General features: G+C 59.9%; 17 protein-coding genes and 1 tRNA gene. 14 read left to right on the top strand and 4 right to left on the bottom strand.

Annotated features, from left to right (window positions below):
• Positions 1-6: 6 nt before the first annotated feature.
• From ASD58_RS06395 to ASD58_RS31120, 10 genes are all read left to right on the top strand, one after another.
• Positions 7-714 carry a response regulator gene (locus ASD58_RS06395; protein ID WP_057260259.1) on the top strand — a complete coding sequence of 236 codons (708 nt, stop codon included), beginning with the start codon at positions 7-9 and terminating at the stop codon, positions 712-714.
• Positions 715-800: 86 nt separating this feature from the next.
• Positions 801-2444, top strand: a complete 1644-nt coding sequence (locus ASD58_RS06390; protein WP_057260258.1) for an AMP-binding protein — start codon at positions 801-803, stop codon at positions 2442-2444.
• An 8-nt stretch (positions 2445-2452) separates the two neighbouring features.
• Positions 2453-4849, top strand: a complete 2397-nt coding sequence (locus ASD58_RS06385; protein ID WP_057260257.1) for a bifunctional salicylyl-CoA 5-hydroxylase/oxidoreductase — start codon at positions 2453-2455, stop codon at positions 4847-4849.
• Between the two features lie 3 nt (positions 4850-4852).
• Complete coding sequence (locus tag ASD58_RS06380) at positions 4853-5653, top strand: SDR family NAD(P)-dependent oxidoreductase (RefSeq protein ID WP_057260256.1); 801 nt, start codon at positions 4853-4855, stop codon at positions 5651-5653.
• 13 nt (positions 5654-5666) lie between these two features.
• Positions 5667-6152: a MarR family winged helix-turn-helix transcriptional regulator gene (locus ASD58_RS06375; protein ID WP_057260255.1), complete on the top strand. Its 486-nt coding sequence runs from the start codon at positions 5667-5669 to the stop codon at positions 6150-6152.
• On the top strand, positions 6149-7003 hold the full coding sequence (locus tag ASD58_RS06370; protein WP_057260254.1) for an enoyl-CoA hydratase family protein: 855 nt from the start codon (positions 6149-6151) through the stop codon (positions 7001-7003). Before ASD58_RS06375 ends, ASD58_RS06370 begins: the two co-directional genes overlap by 4 nt.
• 1 nt (position 7004) lies before the next feature.
• Positions 7005-8165: an acyl-CoA dehydrogenase family protein gene (locus ASD58_RS06365; RefSeq protein WP_057260253.1), complete on the top strand. Its 1161-nt coding sequence runs from the start codon at positions 7005-7007 to the stop codon at positions 8163-8165.
• Between the two features lie 9 nt (positions 8166-8174).
• Positions 8175-8567 carry a RidA family protein gene (locus ASD58_RS06360; protein ID WP_057260252.1) on the top strand — a complete coding sequence of 131 codons (393 nt, stop codon included), beginning with the start codon at positions 8175-8177 and terminating at the stop codon, positions 8565-8567.
• Positions 8568-8609: 42 nt separating this feature from the next.
• Complete coding sequence (locus ASD58_RS06355; RefSeq protein WP_057260251.1) at positions 8610-9329, top strand: PEP_CTERM-anchored TLD domain-containing protein; 720 nt, start codon at positions 8610-8612, stop codon at positions 9327-9329.
• Positions 9330-9544: 215 nt separating this feature from the next.
• Positions 9545-10228: a hypothetical protein gene (locus ASD58_RS31120; protein WP_156401182.1), complete on the top strand. Its 684-nt coding sequence runs from the start codon at positions 9545-9547 to the stop codon at positions 10226-10228.
• 1226 nt (positions 10229-11454) lie between these two features.
• Here ASD58_RS31120 and ASD58_RS30415 read toward each other — a convergent pair.
• From ASD58_RS30415 to ASD58_RS06345, 4 genes are all read right to left on the bottom strand, one after another.
• Complete coding sequence (locus ASD58_RS30415; protein ID WP_082565259.1) at positions 11455-11670, bottom strand: AlpA family transcriptional regulator; 216 nt, start codon at positions 11668-11670, stop codon at positions 11455-11457.
• Complete coding sequence (locus tag ASD58_RS30410; protein WP_082565258.1) at positions 11670-11909, bottom strand: hypothetical protein; 240 nt, start codon at positions 11907-11909, stop codon at positions 11670-11672. Before ASD58_RS30410 ends, ASD58_RS30415 begins: the two co-directional genes overlap by 1 nt.
• Before the next feature lie 313 nt (positions 11910-12222).
• Entirely contained in the window at positions 12223-13449 is a 1227-nt protein-coding gene (locus ASD58_RS30405; protein ID WP_082565257.1) for an integrase arm-type DNA-binding domain-containing protein, read from the bottom strand.
• A 163-nt stretch (positions 13450-13612) separates the two neighbouring features.
• Positions 13613-13687: transfer RNA gene (locus ASD58_RS06345), tRNA-Arg, on the bottom strand.
• A gap of 79 nt (positions 13688-13766) precedes the next feature.
• On the opposite strand from ASD58_RS06345, the gene ASD58_RS06340 reads away from it, so the two are divergent.
• From ASD58_RS06340 to ASD58_RS06325, 4 genes are all read left to right on the top strand, one after another.
• Positions 13767-15686, top strand: coding sequence for an ATP-binding cassette domain-containing protein (locus tag ASD58_RS06340; protein ID WP_057260249.1), 1920 nt, complete (start codon positions 13767-13769; stop codon positions 15684-15686).
• Between the two features lie 128 nt (positions 15687-15814).
• Positions 15815-16558, top strand: coding sequence for a CAAX prenyl protease-related protein (locus ASD58_RS06335; RefSeq protein WP_229209913.1), 744 nt, complete (start codon positions 15815-15817; stop codon positions 16556-16558).
• 21 nt (positions 16559-16579) lie between these two features.
• Positions 16580-17767, top strand: a complete 1188-nt coding sequence (gene epsL / locus ASD58_RS06330) for an XrtB/PEP-CTERM-associated polysaccharide biosynthesis outer membrane protein EpsL (RefSeq protein ID WP_057260248.1) — start codon at positions 16580-16582, stop codon at positions 17765-17767.
• A 15-nt stretch (positions 17768-17782) separates the two neighbouring features.
• On the top strand, positions 17783-19165 hold the full coding sequence (locus tag ASD58_RS06325) for an undecaprenyl-phosphate glucose phosphotransferase (protein WP_057260247.1): 1383 nt from the start codon (positions 17783-17785) through the stop codon (positions 19163-19165).
• Positions 19166-19189 lie beyond the last annotated feature (24 nt).

The following is a 19189-nucleotide window of genomic DNA, read 5'->3' as shown; positions in this document are numbered from 1 at the left end:
GAGAGCATGAAAGTATTGGTAGTCGACGACGACGTAGTCTCACGCATGGTGCTGATGCACCTGATCGACGGTTGCGGCAAGTTCGAGATCGTCGAGGCGGAGGATGGCGCCGACGCTTGGCAGCAACTGGAGAACGGCCTGCGCCCGGGCATCGTCTTCTGCGACCTGCGCATGCCGCGCCTGTCCGGCATCGAGCTGCTGCAGCGCGTGCGCGAACATGGCGAGCTGGCGGAAGTACCGTTCGTGCTGGTGTCCTCCGCCACCGACAAGGAAACCGTGCAGCAGGCCACCCTGGCCGGCGCCACCGGCTATATCGTCAAGCCATTCCAGTCGGAGCAGGTGCGCGCCCACCTGGGCGCCTTCCTCGACCAGGCAGAAAATGGCTACGAGCATCGGGCGGAAGACCCGGCGGCCACCCTGGTGCGGCTGGGGATCGCCGCCGACCGCCTGCTGGTCTACCTGACCGGCTTCCAGAACCAGCTTACGGCGGCCAGCAACGAGATCGATGCGCTGCTGGCGCACGATGAGCAGGCGGAAGCCCGCGTGCGGCTGGAACGCCTGCACACCGGCTGCACCACGCTGGGCCTGCACGGCGCGGCGGCGTCCCTGAAGCCGCTGATGGGCGGCCACACCAGCAACCAGGCAGTGCAGGCGGCGCTGACGGAGGTGATCCGGGCGGTGCTGCACCAATCCTCGCTGGTGCGCCAGGGCTGAGGCCCGCGCTTGCGGTAAATATAGTTTAGGTTTAAAGTAGTCTGCACCGCAGGCTGTACTTTCAACCGAACCTTACCCAGGCGACCATGAACAGACCCACTGCAGCAGAACCGAGCGCGCATCTCGACCAGTTCGCGCGCCAGCACCTACCGCCGGCCGACCAATGGCCGGACCTGGTGTTCGACCTCCCGGAGTTGCAGTATCCGTCGCGCGTGAACTGCGTGGCCGACATCCTCGACCAGGCCGTTGCGGCAGGCCGCGGCGGGCGCCCGGCCTTGCACGGCGAAGGCATCAACTGGTCTTACGCCGAACTGCAGCAGCAGGTCGACCGCATCGTCAACGTCCTGCGCGGCCCGATGGGACTGGTGCCCGGCAACCGCGTACTGCTGCGCGGCGCCAACCATCCGATGATGGCTGCCGCCGTGCTGGCCGTGCTCAAGGCGGGCCTGATTGCCGTGCCCACCATGCCGCTGCTGCGGGCCCGCGAGCTGGGCGTCATCATGCAGAAGGCGCAAGTGCAGGCGGTGCTATGCGCCCATGCCTTGCGCGAGGAAATTGAAGCAGCGCCAAACCGCCCCGAGCGGATCGTGTGGTTCAACGTGCCGGCCGAGGCGCAGGCCGGCCTGGCGCAGGAGCGCTCGCTCGATGCCCTGATGGCGGCGCAGCCGGCAAGCGCCGCTGCATGCGATACGGCAGCCGACGATATCTGCCTGATCAGTTTCACCTCCGGCACGACCGGCGTCCCGAAAGGCACCATCCACTTCCATCGCGACGTGCTGGCCATCTGCGACTGCTTCCCGCGCCACATCCTCAAGTCGGAAGTCGCCGACCTGTTCATCGGCACGCCGCCGCTGGCGTTTACTTTCGGCCTTGGCGGCCTGCTGCTGTTCCCGCTGCGCGTGGGCGCCGCCTCCGTGCTGCTGGAGAAACTGACGCCGGAAGCGCTGCTGCAGTCCATTGAAAAATACCGCGCCACGATCTGCTTCACAGCCCCGACTTTCTACCGCCAGATGGCGGCGTTGACCGGCAAATACGACTTGTCCAGCCTGAAGAAGTCCGTCTCGGCCGGCGAGGCGCTGCCGGTGGCAACGCGCGAAGCATGGCAGCAGGCCACCGGCCTGCGCATGATCGACGGCATCGGTGCGACTGAAATGCTGCATATCTTCATCTCCGCAGCGGGCGACGAGATTCGCCCGGGCGCCACCGGCAAGCCGATTCCCGGCTACCGCGCCTGCGTGGTCGATAAGCAAGGCCTGCCGGTCGGACCCGGCATCGTCGGCCGCCTGGCCGTGAAAGGCCCGACCGGCTGCCGCTACCTGGACGATCCGCGCCAGCGCGACTACGTCCTGAATGGCTGGAACCTGACTGGCGACGCCTATGAAATGGATGCCGACGGCTATTTCTTCTACCGTTCGCGCACCGACGACATGATCATCTCCGCCGGCTACAACATTGCCGGCCCCGAAGTGGAAGATGTCTTGCTGCGCCATCCCGCCGTGGCGGAATGCGGCGTGGTCGGCAAGCCGGACGAAGAGCGCGGCCAGGTCGTGGAAGCGCATGTCGTGCTGAAGCCCGGCTTCGAACCGTCGCCGGGGATGGCAGCCCAGCTGCAGGATTTCGTCAAGGAGCAGATCGCGCCGTACAAATATCCGCGCTCGATCCGCTTCCTGTCGTCGCTGCCGCGCACTGAAACCGGCAAGCTGCAACGCTTCAAACTCCGCAGCACCTGAGGAATCGCATGAATATCGTTTGTATTGGCGGCGGCCCCGCCGGCCTGTATTTTGCCCTGCTGATGAAAAAGCAGGACCCGTCGCACCGCATTGTCGTGGTGGAGCGCAACCGGCCTTACGATACCTTCGGCTGGGGCGTGGTGTTTTCCGACCAGACCCTGGGCAACCTGGTGGCGGCCGATGAAAAGACGGCGCGCGAAATCCTGCAGTCCTTTAACCACTGGGACGATATCGACGTTTTCTTCAAGGGGCAGAAAGTCACTTCGGGTGGCCATGGATTCTGCGGAATCGGCCGCAAACGCCTGCTTAACATCCTGCAGCAGCGTTGCGAAGAACTTGGTGTGGAACTGGTGTTCGAGACCGACGTGCAGGACGACCAGGAACTGGCGGCGCGCTACCAAGCCGACCTGGTGATCGCATCGGACGGCCTGAACTCGCGCGTGCGGGCGCGCTATGAAGAGACGTTCCAGCCGATGATCGAGGCGCGCCAGTGCCGTTTCGTCTGGCTGGGAACGACCCGGAAGTTCGATGCCTTCACCTTCGATTTCCAGCAAACGGAACATGGCTGGTTCCAGGCGCACATCTACCAGTACGACGGCGAGACCTCGACCTTCATCATCGAAACGCCGGAATCCGTGTGGCGTGCCGCCGGACTGGACGACATGTCGCAGGAAGAAGCGCTGGCCTGGTGCGAGAAGCTGTTCGCCGAACGGCTGGAAGGGCACAAACTGATGTCCAACGCGGCCCACCTGCGCGGATCGAATGTGTGGATCAAGTTCCCGCGCATCGTCTGCCGGAAGTGGTTGCACTGGAATGGCGACGTGCCGGTGGTACTGATGGGCGATGCGGCGCACTCCGCGCATTTCTCGATCGGTTCCGGCACCAAGCTGGCGCTGGAAGACGCGATCGAACTGGCGCGCTGCTTTGCCGCGCACGGCAGCGCCGCCGCCGCACTGGCCGCGTACCAGGAAGTACGCGCAGTCGAAGTGCTGAAGATCCAGAGCGCAGCGCGTAATTCGATGGAGTGGTTCGAGAACGTGCAGCGCTACACCGCAATGGAAGCGCCGCAGTTTGCCTATTCGATGCTGACCCGCAGCCAGCGCCTGTCGCATGAAAACCTGCGCCTGCGCGACAAAGGCTACGTGGCTGGCTTTGAGCGCTGGTTGGCCGAACGGGCGTTCGCGCAAGCCGGGCTGCCACAGCCTGCGGCCTCGTCCCGCGCGCCGGGTGACGGCGGCTCCGTGCCGCCCATGTTCACGCCTTACAAGGTGCGTGAGCTGGTGCTGAAAAACCGCATCATCGTGTCGCCGATGGCGCAATACAGCGCCGTCGACGGTTGCGTAGGCGACTGGCACATGGCCCACCTGGGCTCGCGTGCCATGGGCGGCGCCGCGCTGGTGATGGCGGAAATGACCTGCGTTTCCGCCGATGCCCGCATCACGCCGTTCTGCCCGGGCATGTATGCGCCGGCGCACACCATGGCCTGGAAGCGCATTGTCGATTTCGTCCACCAGAACACGGATGCCAAAATAGGCCTGCAGCTTGGCCACGCAGGCGCCAAGGGCTCGACCCGCGCTATGTGGGATGGCATCGACCTGCCGCTCGACAAAGGCAATTGGCCGCTGGTCGCCGCCTCGCAGCAGCAATACCTGGCGGGGGTGTCGCAGGTGGCGCGCACCGCGAGCACGGAAGACATGCGCCGAATCGAAGCCGATTTTGTGCGTGCCACGCTGGCGGCCGAAGAAGCCGGTTTCGACTGGCTGGAGCTGCATTGCGCGCACGGCTACCTGCTGTCGTCCTTCATCTCGCCACTGACCAATGAACGCGGCGACGAGTATGGCGGCTCGCTTGAGAATCGCTGCCGCTTCCCTTTGCGCGTGTTCGCGGCCATGCGCGCCGCGTGGCCGGCGCATAAGCCGATGAGCGTGCGCATCTCGGCGCATGACTGGGTCGAAGGGGGCATTACGCCGGACGATGCGGTGCAGATTGCGCGCCTGTTCAAGCAGGCTGGCGCCGACATGATCGATTGCTCGTCGGGACAGGTCAGCAAGCTGGAAAAGCCGGTTTTCGGCCGCATGTTCCAGACGCCGTTTGCGGACCGCGTGCGCAACGAAGCGGGGATTCCGACCATTGCGGTCGGTTCGATTTTCGAGGCGGACCATGCCAACGGCATCATTGCTGCGGGCCGTGCCGACCTTTGCGCGGTGGGGCGCCCGCATCTCGCAAATCCTTCCTGGACGCTGGGCGAGGCGGCCAGGCTTGGCTACACTCCGGTGGCGTGGCCGAAGCAGTACCTTGCCGGCAAGCAGCAGCTCGAGCGCAATCTTGAACGCGAGCGCCAACTGGCCGCGGCCAGTGCCGGCCTGACGCCGCAACAACTCGCAGCCAAGTTGCTGGAGGGTTGAATAATGACCCTCATCGGCCACCACGCTTTCATTACCGGCGGCAGCCGCGGCATCGGCCTCGCATGCGCGCGTGCGCTGCTTGCGCAGGGCGCAAACGTGACCATCGCCGGCCGCGATGCTGCTTCCCTTGATCGAGCCGCCGAAGTCCTGCGCGAATACCCTCGGGGACAGGCGCCGGACGTACCGGGGCCGCAAGTGGGAACATGCGTGCTGGACGTGACCGACGAAGCGGCAGTCCACGCAGCCATTGCCACAGCTGCGCAGCAACTCGGCCCCATCACCATCCTGCTGAACAATGCAGGGCAGGCGCAGCCCGCACCGTTTGCGAAGACCTCCAGCCAGCATTGGCAGCGGATGCTCGATGTGAACCTGACCGGCGCCTTCCACTGTACGCAGGCGGTACTGCCGCAAATGCTGGAAAAAGGCTGGGGCAGGATCATCAACATCGCCTCCACCGCCGGCCTGAAAGGCTATAAATACGTCAGCGCCTATGTCGCAGCCAAACATGGCCTGGTCGGCCTGACGAAATCGCTAGCGCTGGAACTGGCGACCAAAAACATCACGGTGAATGCGGTCTGCCCCGGCTACACCGACACCGAAATCGTGCAGGACGCCATTGCCAACATCATGCAAAAGACTGGCCGCAGCGAAGAGCAGGCGCGCGCTGAACTGGCTGCCGGCAACCCGCAACAGAAGCTGGTGCAGGTGGAAGAAGTCGCCAACGCCGTGGCCTGGCTCTGCCAGCCGGCATCGGGCGCAATGACCGGACAATCCATCGCCGTCGCCGGCGGTGAAGTCATGTAAGGAAACCAGTACGATGCAATTAGACCTGGAAAGCCGCCTGACCAACGACCATCACCAGTCGCTGAAACTGTGGCTGCGCATGCTCTCCTGCACCACCAAGATCGAAGCGGAAATCCGCAGCCGCCTGCGCGCCGAGTTTGGCATCACGCTGCCGCGCTTCGACCTGATGGCGCAACTCGAGCGCCACCCGGAAGGCCTGCGCATGGGGGAGCTCTCGAAGCGCATGATGGTCACTGGCGGCAACGTCACCGGCATCACCGACCAGTTGGAACAGGAAAACCTGGTGGTCCGGGTTCCCGATCCGAAAGACGGCCGCGCCTTCAGCGTCAAGCTCACGGCGGCCGGACGCAAAGCGTTCGCGCAGATGGCCGAAGTCCACGAAAGCTGGGTCGCTGAACTGCTGCAAGAGATTTCGCAAGAAGACAAGGGACAGCTGATCGAACTGCTGTCGCAAATGAAGGGCCACCTGTACGCCCGCGAACAAAAGGACAAACCATGAAATACCTGCAAGGGGAACCGCAGCACCTGCCAGGCAACCGCGTGCAGCTCGCCGCTTACCAGGCCAAGCACTTTCAGTTCACGGTGGAGCAGGGCGTCGCCACGCTCACTCTCGACCGCCCCGAGCGCAAGAACCCGCTCACCTTCGATTCCTATGCCGAACTGCGTGAGCTGTTCCGCACGCTGGCCTATGCCGACGACGTCAAGGTGATTGTCATCACCGGCGCCGGCGAAAACTTCTGTTCCGGTGGCGATGTGCACGAAATCATTGGCCCGCTGACCAAGCTGGATATGCCGGGGCTGCTGGCCTTCACCCGCATGACCGGCGACGTGGTGAAAGCCATGCGCGCCTGCCCGCAACCGGTGATCGCCGCCATCGATGGAGTGTGCGCCGGTGCCGGCTCCATGCTGGCCCTGGGCTCCGACATCCGCCTCGGCACGGAGCGCAGCAAGACCGCCTTCCTGTTTACCCGCGTCGGCCTGGCCGGCTGCGATATGGGTGCTTGCGCCTTGCTGCCGCGCGTGATCGGCCAGGGCCGCGCTGCCGAATTGCTGTACACCGGCCGCTCGATGTCGGGAACGGAAGGCGAGCGCTGGGGCTTCTTCAACAGCCTGCACGTGCCGGAAAGCCTGCTCGCCGCAGCGCAAGCCTTCGCGCAAGGCCTGGCCAGCGGCCCAACCTTCGCCCACGGCATGACCAAGAAGATGCTGCAGCAGGAATGGAATATGGGCGTCGACGAAGCCATCGAAGCGGAAGCACAGGCGCAAGCCATCTGCATGGCCACCAACGACTTCCATCGCGCCTATCACGCCTTCGTGGCGAAGCAGAAACCTGTTTTCGAGGGGGATTGAGATGGCCGATAAATCCTACCTGGGCTGGCCATTCTTCGAACAACGCCACGCGGCGCTGGAGCGCGAGCTGGATGCATGGGCGGCCGCACATGTGCGCGATGCCCACGGCACCGACACCGATGCCCAATGCCGCGAACTGGTGCGTGCGCTGGGCGACGCAGGCTGGCTGCGCCACGCCGTCGGCGGAACGGCATACGGTGGCGCACTTGACACCATCGACACCCGCGCCATCTGCCTGATCCGCGAAACGCTGGCCCGCCACAACGGCCTGGCCGATTTCGCCTTCGCCATGCAGGGCCTGGGCTCCGGCGCCATCAGCCTGTTCGGCAGCGACGCCAACAAGCAAGCCTACCTGCCGCGCGTGGCGAAAGGCGAGGTAATTGCCGCCTTCGCGCTGTCCGAGCCGCAAGCCGGTTCAGATGTCGCAGCCATGCAATGCGCCGCCGTGCAGGACGGCGGCCACTACGTGCTCGATGGCGAAAAGACCTGGATCTCCAACGGCGGCATCGCCGACTTCTACGTCGTCTTCGCCCGCAGCGGCGAGCAGCCCGGCGCGCGCGGCATCAGCGCCTTCATCGTCGACAAGGACACTCCAGGCTTCGGGATCGCGCAGCGCATCAATGTGATTGCCCCGCACCCGCTGGCACGCCTGAAGTTCAGCAACTGCCGCATTCCCGCCAGCCAGCGGCTTGGCGAGGCAGGGCAGGGCTTCAAGGTGGCGATGGCCACGCTGGACGTGTTCCGCACCTCGGTCGCCGCCGCCGCGCTTGGCTTTGCCCGCCGCGCACTGGACGAAGCGCTGGCTCACGCGCAGGGCCGCAAGATGTTTGGCCAGACATTAGCCGACTTCCAGCTTACGCAGGCCAAGCTGGCGCAGATGGCGACCGGTGTGGACGCTTCCGCGCTGCTGACCTACCGCGCCGCGTGGCAGCGCGACCAGGGCCAGAAGGTGACCAAGGAGGCGGCCATGGCCAAGATGACCGCCACCGAAACCGCGCAGCAGGTAATCGACGCCGCTGTGCAGATGTTTGGCGGCATGGGCGTGGTCAGCGAGCATCCGGTCGAGCGCCTGTACCGCGAAATCCGCGCGCTGCGCATTTACGAAGGCGCCACCGAGGTACAACAATTGATCATCGCGCGCGAACTGCTGCGCGAAGGCTAAGGAGTTTCTATGCAGGTACTACAACCGCCGGGCTGGGCGCGTCCACGCGGCTATTCCAATGGCATCGCAGTGACGGGGCGCATGGTGTTTGTCAGCGGCATGATCGGCTGGGATGCCAATTGCGAATTTCAAACGGATAACTTCGCCGGACAAGTGCGACAGGCCATCGAAAACATCCTGACCGTGCTGAAGGAAGCGGGCGGCGGCCCGGAGCACATTGCCCGCATGACCTGGTATGTGGTGGACAAGCACGAATACATGGGCGCCTATCAAGAAATCGGCGTTATCTACCGCGAGCTGATCGGCAAGCACTATCCGGCCATGACCGCAGTGGAAGTTGCCGGCTTGCTGGAGCCGCGCGCAAGGGTAGAGATTGAAGTCACGGCAGTCGTGCCCGCGTAGTTTTAATGAAGTGATATAGTCCGGCCGTGGAGGAGCAATGCCATGGCTAAACTACTCACGCGCCTGACTGGCGCTATCTTTCTGCTAGTGCTGTCGACGGCGCACAGCGCAACGCCGCTGTTGACGGATGCGGACCTGGCCCAGCTATCGACCTGGCTCGGCAATGGACCGATCAGGCTGGAGCGCTTGTACAAGAAGCGCGACGGACAAACCGCAGCGGATTTCCATGCGGCAGTTGACGGCAAGGGCAGGACCTTTACCGTGATGGAAGCCACCAACGAACTGGGGCAACTGTTCAAGGTGGGCGGCTACAACCCGCAGAGCTGGGATTCGTCCGGCAAATTCCACATCACGACCGAAGATGAGAAGCGCACCGGCTTCTTGTTCAACCTGACGTCGCACCAGATGCATCGCCAGACCCCGCGTACCTACGCGCTGGATACCGTCGGTTCTTTCCAGACCTGGAACGATGCCAGGACCGGACCGGTGTTCGGCGCCGGGCATGATTTGTATGTTCCCTGGGACCTGACGCATGGCGGCTACTCGATCATGTATTCCTACATCGACCCCGAGCGCAGCAACTTCGATTCCAGCCTGCTCGACGGGCGCGACTACAAATCGCCGAATATCACTTTTGGCGACATGGAAGTGTGGCGGGTATTCGCCGTGCCGGAGGCAGGTACCTGGATGATGCTGCTGGCCGGCCTGTGCATATTAGGCTTGGCTTCAAAGCTTGATGCCACACGCCGGATTGCCGGCTGATACGGGGGAACGTCCCGCTGAGGGCGCTGTTGGTCCCCCGACTGGAATCGAATTCCCCTATGACCGGCAATCAAACTAATGAAAAATACCAACAAAAATACCATCAATTCGGCTGGCTGGAGGGAATTCCTAGAAGGTTGCGTTAGCCCCCCAAACTGCTAGATTGCAATGTATCTGCGAGTGCAGCGCATTGATATTGGGAAGAGGGGGCAGCCATGAGTGAAGATGCGCGAAGTGATGCTTTAGCACGGGATATGGTGGCTGCCAACTCGACCGTTTTTGCAGGCTGGACCTTTTGCGCAACCATGCAACGTCGAACGCCACTTCGAATCCTGTTGCGGCACAACGAATTGCATAGTGGCCTTTCGACTGAACCTCCGCAATATGCCACTTCCTTATGGGAGGGCACATGGGTTCCTAAGGCCAAGTCATGGAAGGAACTTACTGGGAGCGCTTTTCCCGAGTTTCAAGCTGTGGAAATGGCTTCAGAGATTGGCATCATACCGGCAAATGGCGGCGAGTATCTTCAATTCCTGATTGCCGTCCGCCAGATAGTCGAATGCGATGCATCCATAGACGCGCGGCTTTCCGGGCTTCAAACCGAGCTTCTAAAGCAACGGTGGGCTGAGATTTCCAAGCATGAAGGGCATAGCTTCTCAGCGCTTTCGGGCTACTTCTTCCCCGAATTTTTGGATTGTATTCCGAGGCTGCGCGAGGAATCTCGAGCAGAGCTGCGCGCGTTAGGAATGCGCTCCGTACATGACATACTGGCCGCCAGCTTTCAGCAAGTCAGTCAGGTCCCTGGTATTCGAAAGCGGACCTATGAAACCATGACAGCGTTTGCGCAAGCAGTTCGAGACAGGTGTGAGGGCCATCGCCTCGAATGCGTCAATAGGTAGGCCCAAGATTTGTCAATGCTAGGTCAATCCACTCCTTCAATCTGGCGAGTCGCGAGGTAGTAGAACTTCGGTATTTCGTTCGGTTTCCAACCTCCAGACGTTCTTCATTATTGCGCAGAAAAGAGATGAAAAATTCCAGGGCGAAAATGAAAATGCCCTTTAGATAAAGGAAGTCCAGGCCACAATTGGGACCTCCGCGTGCGTACCTTCGCAAGGTGGGCATTCGGCGAAATACGTTTAGAAATTGCATGGGCGAATCTGCATGTCGCGTAGCTCGTGGCTCGACGACAATGATGGTCGCTTGACTGTCCCTTTACTGCGCTGCCGGAATCGTAGTTATAGATGGCATATCTAGAGAGTGTACGGCAGACGTAGTAAGAGAGGGACGTCAAAGCGAGACAGCAGCAACGGGAAACGTTGCAGGGGCCCCCGTGGTTACTACGGCGGACGTAGCTATCGGGGTTTAATGGCTACGGCAGCCGTATTAAGGGACTCAATTTTGCCAGGCCGCGCACCCTTGTAAGCACTTCTCTCAAACGCGGCTAGTACGCCTGCATCATATCCCGTGTGCCAATCCAATGCGTACCATGTGATGGCATACCAACTTGCTTTGTTGGGTCTATGACCTTTCCTGGTTTCGAAAATGAATCCAAGGTCGATAAGCTGGCGTTTAGCCCGGCTTATAACGTCAGGGCTACGCCAACCACGAGGTCCTAGCCGCTTGTCGCAACAAACGAGCTGCCCGTTATTGTCACGCACAAATTGTCGAGCAAGTTCGAGTAAGAGGTCTCGTGATGTGTGGGAAAGTGCTTGCCAAGCAGGGCAGTCCAGGACGGACCATGGGATGGCTACGAATCCGCCAGAGTCACGATTTTCGCTGGCCTTTTTGCGTTTGCTTTGGTCCCTTCCCACTCAGTCCCCCTGTACTTGCAGATGGGTGAACCATGCGTGTATTAGTTGTCTATCATGGGCTGTGAGCGAATAGACGCCGGGCCGAACTAAGTGCCCGTCCCGGTCAATGCGTTCAACTCTTTCACATGGAATAGCTAAACCTCGATCCCGCAGCGCATGAATTATCTCTGGGCTATTGCTAGACCCAGTTATTCTGTCCAATTCTTCCCGAGTAACTGCGGCCCTCAAAAGTGCCGCGATTGCGCGTTTCTGGCGTTTGTTAGTCGGGGCTGGGCGTGCGCTTTCAGTGGGGGTTAGTAGGCGACATGGTTGACTCATTTCTTTATTTCCCCGAGCTGAATTGCAAACATCCAATCATGAATGTCCTCCCAGCGCCAAGCAGTCACCCCCGCCGAAAGTTTCAAGGGGCGAGGGAACGAACCATCCGCTACTTTTCGCCATAGAGTTGCCGCAGAGAATGGGAGAATTGCTGGAATCAGACCGGAAATTCGAACATATCCTGCTTTTGGAAGAGTATTACTGACGTTCATTATTTACTTTCTTCTGAGAAAAGTGTGGCGATTTCCGAAACCGGCCAAAGCAATCGGCCACCAATCTTTAATGGTTTGATTCCATAGCAATGCCCGGTGAGACTTACATTCTTGCGAATCGTTTGAGTGGCTCTATTTACAGCATTCGCAAATTCCGAAGTTTGAAGGTAATCCCGTCCCGAAGCAATTTTCGAAAGATTTTCCGGAAGAGTTTTTGGAATGTTTTTAAATTTTGTCATGATGAATAATGAAATATGAATAAAAAAACCCGCTACAAATGGTGGCGGGTTAAAGAGGTAGTCATAGCTCTAGCGCCTGGGTTAGGCTGCTAAAGTCGAAAAAAAACCCGCGAGTGCGGGTTAGTTAGTACATTTCCTCAGGGCGTGCAAAGTCATCAACGGAGGTGGTGCTTTACGGTCCTTGCTATCGGTGGCATACGGTGCGCATTACGAGTGCAAGAAGAAATGTGTTTGTTTGCGTATTTATATCTTGTTTCGAATGATAGATCAAGCGGTAGGTGGATTGAGATATAATATTAAGACGCCTTTAAGCTTAATTTAAGTTATTCGCGGAAAACGGAATAATTTCTGCGCCTCTTCGTAGAGTTTCTAAATAGTCTCCCCATCTTTGCATCATCTGGTGTCGGGCCGGAAGGTGAGCTGTACGATTGTAAGCGCGGCCATTAGGGTCTTTAACTGCATGAGCTAGTTGATGCTCTATTAGGTCGATACGTTCCTGCATTACTTCGTCAAGAATTGTGCGAGCCGTTGCGCGGAAACCATGCGCCGTAATGACTTCTCGGCTATAGCCCATGCTACGCAAGGCCGCGTTCAGTGTGTTTTCGCTCATGCAGCGTTCGGGCGTTCTAATGCTTGGAAAAACAAACTTCCCTTTCCCCGATATTTGAGCCAAATCCCGAAGGATGTTTACTGCCTGAGTAGATAACGGGACGATATGTTCAACTCGCATTTTCATTTTGTGGCTCGGAATGCGCCATTGTGCACCGTCTAGATCGATCTCCGACCATTCAGCACTTCGCAGCTCGCCAGGGCGTACAAATAGCAAAGGAGCCAGACGTAAGGCTGCGCAACAATAGGGATGGCCGGTGTAGCCCTCAATGGCACGAAGAAGTGGCCCAAGCTCGCTTGGATTGGTAATCGAAGAATAATGTGATTTGGGTTTGGCGGAAAGCGCCCCTTTAAGGTCAGCAGTTATGTCATGTCCGACCAATCCTGCAGCTACCGCAAACCTGAAAATTTGACCGCATATCTGTTTTACCCGATGAGCTGAATCAATTGCCCCCCGGTTTTCTATGATTCGAACGGTCTCAAGTACGTCGCGAGGGCCAATGTCTGCAATTGGAATTTTGCCGATTCGCGGAAAGACGTCATGAGATAACCATCCCTGGACCTTCTTTTGGGTGCTCGCTGCGCGCCTTGCAGCGGATTTAGTCAGCCATTGGCGAGCGACGGCCTCGAACGTGTTGGATTGGGCAGTGGCCCTCGCCCGCATGGCTTCCTGCTTGGCTTGAACCGGGTCTATACCCGCTGCTAACAGTTCTCTGGCCTCGCCTCGACGCTTGCGAGCCGCCGCAAGCGAGACCGCCGGATATACCCCCAGTGCAAGGGTCTTCTGCTTTCCGGCAAATCGGTAGTTCAAGCGCCAATATTTTCCGACGGCATTCACGAGCAGATGCATGCCTTGGCCGTCAGTATGTTTGTCGCCAGCGGATGCGCCGCTAAACTTGACTTTGCGGACGAACGTGTCGGTTAGAGCCATGTTGGTATCTCCCTCGAGAGCGCGCCATAAGTACCAACGGAAGTACCATAAAACTGTTGGTATTTCATGCTAGCTCTTGAGACACCTTAAGACAACAAAAAACCCGCCAATCCTTTTAGAATGCGGGTTCTGAATCGTCCTGCGACAACATGCGATGAAGAATTGGTCCCCCCGACTGGAATCGAACCAGTATCCCACGCTTAGGAGGCATGTGCACTATCCATTGTGCTACGGGGAGGACGCAAAGCGAGCGCAATTATAGCTGACAGGCTGGCAACAGGTAAAATGCTCGTTTTTCCGTCACGATTTGCATACCAATGGCTGTCATTTCCTTAACATCTGCACAACTGGCTTTTGGCCACCACGCCCTGCTTGATCACGCTGAATTTTCCTTGGAAACCGGGGAGCGGGTCGGCCTGATCGGGCGTAACGGCACCGGTAAATCCTCGCTGCTGAAGATCATTGCCGGCTTTCAGAAGCTGGACGACGGCCTGCTGGTCATGCAGCAAGGGCTAAAAGTCGTCTACGTGGAGCAGGAACCACAGTTCGAGGCCGGCCAGAGCGTGTACGACGCGGTGGCATCGGGCCTGGGCGAGTTGCCGGCGCTGCTGAAAGAATACGATGAGCTGACCGGCAAGTTCGGCCAGGGCGATGACGATGCGCTGATGGAGCGCATGCACGACATCCAGGTCAAACTGGATGCAGGCGATGCCTGGAACCTGAAGAACAAGGTCGAAACCGTGCTCGGACGCCTGAACCTGGATGGCGCGGTGCTGGTGGAAACCCTTTCCGGCGGCACCAAAAAGCGCGCAGCACTGGCGCGCGCACTGGTCGGCGCCCCTGACGTATTGTTGCTGGACGAACCGACCAATCACCTGGACTTCAATTCCATTACCTGGCTGGAAGCCCTGCTGCGCGATTTTAAGGGCAGCATCCTGTTCATTACCCACGATCGCTCCTTCCTGGACAATGTGGCGACCCGTATCATCGAACTCGATCGCGGCATCCTGATGTCCTATCCGGGCAATTTCACCACCTACCAGGTCCGCAAGGCGGAACAACTGGCCATCGAAGAAATCGAAAACGCAAAGTTCGACAAAGTGCTGGCGGCCGAAGAAGTCTGGATTCGAAAGGGCGTCCAGGCGCGCCGCACCCGTGATGAAGGTCGCGTGCGCAGGCTGGAGCGCTTGCGCGAGCAACGCGCGGCGCGCCGCGAGCAGCAGGGGCAGGTGCGTTTGGAGGTCGGCACCGGCGAGCGTTCCGGCAAGATCGTGGCGGAACTGGAAAATGTGAGCAAGTCCTACGGCGCCAAGACCATCGTCAAGGACTTCAGCTCGATCATCATGCGTGGCGATAAGTTTGGCTTGATCGGCCCCAATGGCGCCGGCAAGACCACGCTGCTGAAACTGGTCCTCGGCGAAGAGTCGGCCGACAGCGGCACGATCAAGCAGGGCACCAAGCTGCAGGTGGCATACTTCGACCAGATGCGCGCCCAGTTGAACGATAACGCCACGCTGGCGGACACCATCGCGCCGGGCTCCGACTGGGTCGAAATCAATGGCCAGCGCAAGCACGTCATGAGCTATCTTGGTGACTTCCTGTTCGAACCGCAACGTGCGCGTTCGCTGGTCAGCTCCTTGTCCGGTGGCGAGCGCAACCGACTGCTGCTGGCGCGCCTGTTCGCCAAGCCAGCTAACGTGCTGGTGCTGGACGAACCGACCAACGACCTTGATATCGATACGCTGGAACTGCTGGAAGAATTGCTGGAGGATTATGCCGGCACGGTCTTCCTCGTCAGCCACGACCGTACCTTCCTCGATAACGTGGTGACGCAGGTGATCGTTGCCGAAGGTGAGGGCAGGTGGAAAGAGTATGTGGGCGGCTACAGTGACTGGGAGCGCGTGCGCGACGCCAGCGCCGCGGCGTCGGTATCGAAGAAGAACGAAGCGAAGCAGCCCCCGTCAACAGTGTCAGCGGACCAAGCGCCTGCCCCAGCGCAGGCAAAAGGGAAAAAACTCAGTTACAAAGAGCAGCGTGAGCTGGAAGAGTTGCCGCAACTTATTGCCAAACTGGAAGATGAACAGACCGCGCTGAACCTCACGCTATCCGATCCGGACTTCTACAAGAAGACGCCAGCGGAAGCGAAGCGCCTCAATGAGCGCATTGCGCAAATTGAAGAAGAACTGATGACGGCGCTGGAACGTTGGGAAGCAATCGAATCCCGTAACAACGTTTGATGTAACGCAATCCACTCTTTGCACTTTCTCACTTTCGTGCGCTTGCGCACGATTGCCCGCTGTAATATCTGACAACCTTAATGCCGAGGCAGTCCTGCTTCGGCATTTCCAACGGGAAGGCAGATATCGTGACTTTACAGCAGCCACCTAAGCGCATTTCCCAACGGCAGCAGGCGACCGCGGCTGCCGCGCCTGTGCTTGCACTGCGCGCGCACGACGGCAGTGCGATGCCGCGCGTGCTGCCGTTTGCCACCTTCATTGTTTTCATCATTTTCGCCGACGTGCTTGAACGATTCGGTGCGCACGCTAACGCCATGCGCTGGTTGTATCCCGCCAAGATTGCGCTGGTATTGGCCATGCTTCTGGCATGGCGCAAGCACTACCGGGAGCTGCGCACGCTGCCTGCACGGCGCGATGCTTTCGTGGCCATCGGCATTGGTGCCGGAGTCTTCGTGCTGTGGATTGCACTTGATGCGGGCTGGATGCACATCGGCACGCCGCGCGGCTTCGATGCTGCCGGCAGCGATGGACGCATCGACTGGCCGCTGGTTGCCGTGCGTGCCTTCGGCGCGGCATTGGTGGTGCCTTTGATGGAGGAGCTGTTCTGGCGTTCCTTCCTGTTGCGCTGGCTGGAGCAGCGTGACTTCCTGTCACTGCGGCCCACCCGCGTCGGCCTGCGCGCAGCGACGATTTCTGTTCTTCTGTTCGGTATCGAACATAACCTGTGGCTGGCCGGCATTGTCGCTGGCATCGCCTACACCTTGTTGTACATGCGCAGCGAAGCGCTGTGGACTCCCATCCTGGGACATGCCGTGACGAACGGCTTGTTGGCTGCCTGGATCATCGTGACCGGTAGCTGGACCTATTGGTAGTGTTAAATAAGGCTAAACAACATGCGCATCCTGCCAACTCCCTTGGCGCTGGCTGCCGCCCTTGCGTGCTGTTACGCGCAGGCGGACATCAGCGAAACGTTCAAGCCCTTCATCAGCGTGGGCCAAAGCTATGACGATAACCTGCTGCGCCTGCCGGACAATACGCCGGACGGCATCCAGCGCTCGGACCGCGCCACGCAAGCGATCGCCGGCATCGCGCTGGACCGCCCGATCGGCCGCCAGAAAATTAGCGGGCAGGCTAAAGTCTCGCGCGTGACTTTCGACCACTACGACCAGCTCGATTACAACGGCAAGGACTTCAGCCTGGACTGGGCCTGGGTAGTCGGCAACCACTTCGACGGCAATATCGGCGGCAGCTACCAGCAGGTGCTGACGCCGTTCAGCGACTTCCACTCTGAAGAACGCAACCTGCGCACCCAGCGCCGCGAATATGCCAACGGCGGTTGGCGCATGCATCCGAGCTGGCGTATTTATACCGGCTTCCAGCGCGACCGCTTCGATTACGAGCTGGAGGCGCAAAGCTTGAACAACCGCCAGGAAGACCGCAGCGAAGTCGGCATCGATTACCACGCATCGAGCGGCAGCAGGGTAGGCCTGGTGGCGCGCCATATCAAAGGCAATTTCCTGAATCCGCGCCGCATCGGTGCCACCTTCCTCGACCAGAATTACACGCAGGACGAGTTGAAGGCCAATATCAACTGGCTGTACAGTGATATTACGCAATTGCAATTGCTGGCCGGCTATGCCAAACGCAAGCACGACACCTTCACCGAACGCGACACCAGCGGCCTCAATGGCCGTGCCACCCTGAACTGGCGGCCGCGCAGCAAGTTGCGCTTCACTGCCGAGACCTGGCGCGAGTTCGCGGCGGTAGAAAGCATCGTGGTCAATAACAGCGTCAACAAGGGCGCCAGCCTGAATGCCACCTGGGATATTTCGGCCAAGGTGCAGGCCAATGCCGGCCTCAAGCGCGAGAAACGCAAATTCGAGCGCATGCCTTACGTCACCTTCAACGGTGATCCGAGCGATACCACGCGCAGCACCAATGTCGGCGTGGTCTACCAGCCCTGGCGCAAGGTCCAGCTTAGCGTGACCGGTTTCAAGGACCGGCGCACCGGAACGCCGCTGATCGGCACCGGCAGCTACAAGGCCAAGGGCGTTTCATTCATGGCGACAGTGCAATTCTGATGACAAGGAGCGACGATGACGGTAAACGATATTCCCTTGGTCTCCTTTTTTCAGCGTGTACTCGATCCGCTGATCATCATGGGGATGCTGTACGCCACTTCGATGGTGTATGGGGAGCCGTTTACCGGGTATTCGCTGGTGCTGATGGTGTTGGCCTTCTTCATTTCGTCGGCGGTGTACCAGCACGTCGATCCGTACCGCACCTGGCGCAGCGGCCGCATCACGGCCTATGCCCGCGATATCTTCATGGGCTGGATCGTTACCGCCGTGATCCTGGTATTTCTCGGCAATGTCAGCGGCCTGGCTTACCACTATGACGAAGCGGTGGTGTTCAGCTGGTTCCTCGCCACGCCCTTTGCGTTGCTCATGAGCCATCTGGCGGCGCGCCATGTCGGCACCGACCCGGCCAAGGAAAGCGAAGTGCGCTCGGTCGTCATCGTCGGTGCCAACGAGGTGGGAACCAAGTTTGCGGGCACCGTGGAGCGCATGCCCAACCTGTTCCTCAGCGTGCGCGGCTTCTTTGACGACCGCACTGCCGACCGCCGCAAGTCAGGCTTGTCGCACCCAGTGCTGGGCAATATGGGCGAGGTGGCCGGCTTCGTGCGCGACAACCACATCAAGATGATTTTCATCAGCCAGCCGATCTCGGCCCAGCCCCGCATCCGCAAGTTGCTCGACGAATTGCAGGACACCACGGCCTCGGTGTATTTCCTGCCCGATATTTATGTGTTCGACCTGATGCAGGCGCGCTTCGACAGCGTGGGCGGCATGCCGGTGGTGGCCATTTGCGAAACGCCGTTTGTCGGCTTCGACGGCATCGTCAAGCGCGCCAGCGACGTCATCATCGGCAGCGCGATCCTGATGGCGCTGGCGCCGCTGATGCTGGTGATTGCGCTGGCCGTGTGGGTCAGCTCACCGGGCCCGGTGATTTTCCGCCAGCGCCGCTACGGCTTGTATGGCGAGGAAATCATCGTCTACAAGTTCCGCTCGATGCGCGTGACCGAAGATGGTCCTGTGGTGCGCCAGGCCACGGCCCACGATGCGCGCATTACGAAGATCGGCGCCTTCCTGCGCCGCACCTCGCTGGATGAATTGCCGCAGTTTATCAATGTGCTGCAAGGATCAATGAGCATTGTCGGGCCGCGCCCGCATGCTGTTGCCCACAACGAACAATACCGCAAGCTCATCAAAGGCTATATGTTGCGCCACAAGGTCAAGCCGGGCATTACCGGCTGGGCCCAGGTCAACGGCCTGCGAGGTGAAACGGAGACCCTGGAAAAGATGGAGGCGCGTATCCGCTATGACCTGGACTACCTGCGCCACTGGTCGCTGTGGCTCGACCTGTGGATTATCTTGCGGACAGTCAAGGTGGTGCTGAACCGGCAAAACGCGTACTGAATCAATCGTGCGCGCTCGTCGCGC

The organism is Duganella sp. Root1480D1, assembly GCF_001427305.1.
Classification (GTDB): Bacteria; Pseudomonadota; Gammaproteobacteria; order Burkholderiales; family Burkholderiaceae_D; genus Rugamonas.
This window is presented reverse-complemented; position numbering and strand designations above follow the sequence as displayed.

Coding starts and splice junctions, on each gene's coding strand:
- ASD58_RS06380 (WP_057260256.1), top strand. CDS start 4,853: ATGACCCTCATCGGCCACCACGCTTTCATTACCGGCGGCAGCCGCGGC.
- ASD58_RS06360 (WP_057260252.1), top strand. CDS start 8,175: ATGCAGGTACTACAACCGCCGGGCTGGGCGCGTCCACGCGGCTATTCC.
- ASD58_RS06385 (WP_057260257.1), top strand. CDS start 2,453: ATGAATATCGTTTGTATTGGCGGCGGCCCCGCCGGCCTGTATTTTGCC.
- ASD58_RS06325 (WP_057260247.1), top strand. CDS start 17,783: ATGACGGTAAACGATATTCCCTTGGTCTCCTTTTTTCAGCGTGTACTC.
- ASD58_RS06340 (WP_057260249.1), top strand. CDS start 13,767: ATGGCTGTCATTTCCTTAACATCTGCACAACTGGCTTTTGGCCACCAC.
- ASD58_RS30410 (WP_082565258.1), bottom strand. CDS start 11,909: ATGACAAAATTTAAAAACATTCCAAAAACTCTTCCGGAAAATCTTTCG.
- ASD58_RS06395 (WP_057260259.1), top strand. CDS start 7: ATGAAAGTATTGGTAGTCGACGACGACGTAGTCTCACGCATGGTGCTG.
- epsL (WP_057260248.1), top strand. CDS start 16,580: ATGCGCATCCTGCCAACTCCCTTGGCGCTGGCTGCCGCCCTTGCGTGC.
- ASD58_RS31120 (WP_156401182.1), top strand. CDS start 9,545: ATGAGTGAAGATGCGCGAAGTGATGCTTTAGCACGGGATATGGTGGCT.
- ASD58_RS06375 (WP_057260255.1), top strand. CDS start 5,667: ATGCAATTAGACCTGGAAAGCCGCCTGACCAACGACCATCACCAGTCG.
- ASD58_RS06365 (WP_057260253.1), top strand. CDS start 7,005: ATGGCCGATAAATCCTACCTGGGCTGGCCATTCTTCGAACAACGCCAC.
- ASD58_RS30405 (WP_082565257.1), bottom strand. CDS start 13,449: ATGGCTCTAACCGACACGTTCGTCCGCAAAGTCAAGTTTAGCGGCGCA.
- ASD58_RS06370 (WP_057260254.1), top strand. CDS start 6,149: ATGAAATACCTGCAAGGGGAACCGCAGCACCTGCCAGGCAACCGCGTG.
- ASD58_RS30415 (WP_082565259.1), bottom strand. CDS start 11,670: ATGAACGTCAGTAATACTCTTCCAAAAGCAGGATATGTTCGAATTTCC.
- ASD58_RS06390 (WP_057260258.1), top strand. CDS start 801: ATGAACAGACCCACTGCAGCAGAACCGAGCGCGCATCTCGACCAGTTC.
- ASD58_RS06355 (WP_057260251.1), top strand. CDS start 8,610: ATGGCTAAACTACTCACGCGCCTGACTGGCGCTATCTTTCTGCTAGTG.